Raw genomic sequence first — 2,298 nt, 5'->3', positions numbered from 1 at the left:
TAATTATAAATTTACCGAGTTTCCCCGCTTCGGCGGCGGGGAGTTGGGGTGGCAGTTTCCTCCGTGGCTGCCAGCCCTTCTTTATGCCGACACGGAGGGAAATCACACGGAGGAGTGGTGACAAGTGAATAGTCATAAGTGTGGTTTTGTGTCTCTCGAAGCGATTAAGTGGGATCCGTCCGTTTACCCGAGGTCGAAGTGGAACACGGCGACAATCGAGAGGTATGTCGATGCTTTAGAGGCCGGAGACGAATTTCCCCCGTTGGTGCTCGAGGAAGGCACGAACCGTCTTCTTGACGGCAAGCATCGGTTGGAGGCGTACAAGAAGGCTGGGATCACCGAGGCGTCGGTGGAGTGGCATGTTGTTCCTGAAGGCATGACGCCCAAGCGATATGCTGCCACTTTGTCGGCGCGGCATGGGGACAGGATGAGCAACGCTGATTTGAAGGCGTTGGCAGTTGAGGAGTGTGAAGCTGATCCGAAGGCATTTGACGTGAAGGCGTTCGCCCAGCAGATGGGCGTATCGGAGCGCACGGTGTATGACTGGGTTGGGCACATTTTGAGCCGTGAGCGCGAGGAACGCCGGGCGAAGGTGCTGCGTCTTACGATGTTGGGGTGGACGCAGAAGGAGATCGCTGAACTGCTTGGGGTTAGCCAGCAGACGGTGAGCGTTGATACCAAAAACTGCGATTCTGCGAAAATTGGTATCCGCGACCTCGCCTCACAACACATCGAACGCCACGAGATCGCCCGTCGCTTCAACCTGCCTCCGGTGCTCGTTGAGGCGATTACCCTTGAGGGGCTTGATGATGCCGAGCGCATGAAGCGTTTGGGCATCAAGATTCAGCCCTACGATGTTTGGCAATTCCCGTCGTGCCATGACTTGATGGGGGACAATCATCCCGGGCGTGTTCCGGGCGAGCTTATGTGCCATGTGCTGTACTTCTTCACGAAGCCGGGCGATTTGGTCGTGGACCCGATGGCCGGTTCGGGCACGACCTTGGACGCCTGCCTGCTCATGGGGCGCAAGTGCCGTAGTTATGACATTGACCACCGGCACGAGCGCATTGACATTGAGCGCCACGATCTGTCTGACGGCTGGCCGGAAACGGTGGGCAAGGCGTCGCTGATCTTTTGGGACCCGCCTTATTTCAATAAGATGGATCGGTCGTCCATCGGAGAGGGAGGCTACGTCGAAGGCTCGATTTCAGGGCTTTCGCCGGGCGAATACCTTGAGTGGTTCGGAGTGCGTTTTCAACAATTGCACGAGGCTGTTAAACCTGGCACCAAATTGGCCTTCCTCATGTCGGATTGGGATTCTGAGAACGCGAAGGCGCACGCGGATCACCCGGGCATATTTTTGTGGGACTATGCCGATCTGCTGCGGAAGGCGGGCTGGCGACTGATCCGTCAGATTCAAGTGCCTCTATCGACGCAGCAGGTGCATCCCGACATTGTTAACAAGTTCCGGGAGGCACGACGGTTGGCTAGGCTTGGGCGCTACTTGGTGGTGGCCGTGCGTGATTGAGCTGGTCTATGTCTCCTCTGAGTACATCCGAAGGGTCGGGGATTATTCCGGCTACAGAAGGCCGGACTTTAGGTTCAAGAACTTGGAGGCTGAAGACACCAAAGTAGACGGCCCGACGATGACGGAGGTTTACTATCGCCTTTGCGCGCACCTAGCGAGACCACCGACGCAGGGTGAGTTCGTTAAGGCTTATGAGCAGGCTAATGAGGGATGGTTCAAATCGAATCGGCCCTCTCTTGTTGAGGGCATGAGGGTCCGGGTGAGTCGTGCGTGGCCGTCGTTTTTGATGGAGCATCATCTGTTCTCGCTGTTCGTGGAGTCGGGCATGGTGGACGCGGCGTATAAGAATGCTGCCGACGATTTGAACAGTGGCATCGACATTAAGCTGCGTTTTGGAAGAGAGTTCTGTTACGTGGCGTCCTTTACGGATACGAAGGATGGATGGGCCAAGGCGTTTCGAAAGCTACGTAGGGGCAGGGATGTGCCGGCACCCTGCCTCTACCTGCCCTTGAACTTCAAAGGTACGCCTCCGCCCATCAAGTGCAATGGGTTTCATCTCTACTCGCCGGAGCACGTCAAGGCTGCACTCTTGGCGTTCCGAGAGATGAAAGCCCGAGGGTATGACTACGCCACGTGGCTCTGCGGGACCTTGGTCGAGGGACTGAGAAGGCCAAGCATAGTCGCTTGATGGCAAATACAGGGAGGGGGTTGCCGTGCCCATCTCCCCCGCGATGGCCGAAAACGAAGCCCGGTTTGTGCCTGATGTATGC

At 56.8% G+C, this 2,298-nt stretch carries 2 protein-coding genes; both read left to right on the top strand.

Going from position 1 to position 2,298, the window contains the following annotated elements:
• The first annotated feature begins 124 nt into the window (after positions 1–124).
• On the top strand, positions 125–1,528 hold the full coding sequence (locus Q7P41_RS06090; protein ID WP_303882902.1) for a DNA methyltransferase: 1,404 nt from the start codon (positions 125–127) through the stop codon (positions 1,526–1,528).
• Positions 1,521–2,216: a hypothetical protein gene (locus Q7P41_RS06085; RefSeq protein ID WP_303882901.1), complete on the top strand. Its 696-nt coding sequence runs from the start codon at positions 1,521–1,523 to the stop codon at positions 2,214–2,216. Before Q7P41_RS06090 ends, Q7P41_RS06085 begins: the two co-directional genes overlap by 8 nt.
• Positions 2,217–2,298: the final 82 nt, after the last annotated feature.

The sequence above is a fragment of the Acetomicrobium mobile genome (assembly GCF_937920065.1).
Note: the sequence above shows the minus strand (reverse complement) of the source record. Positions and strands in the feature narration are given on the sequence as shown.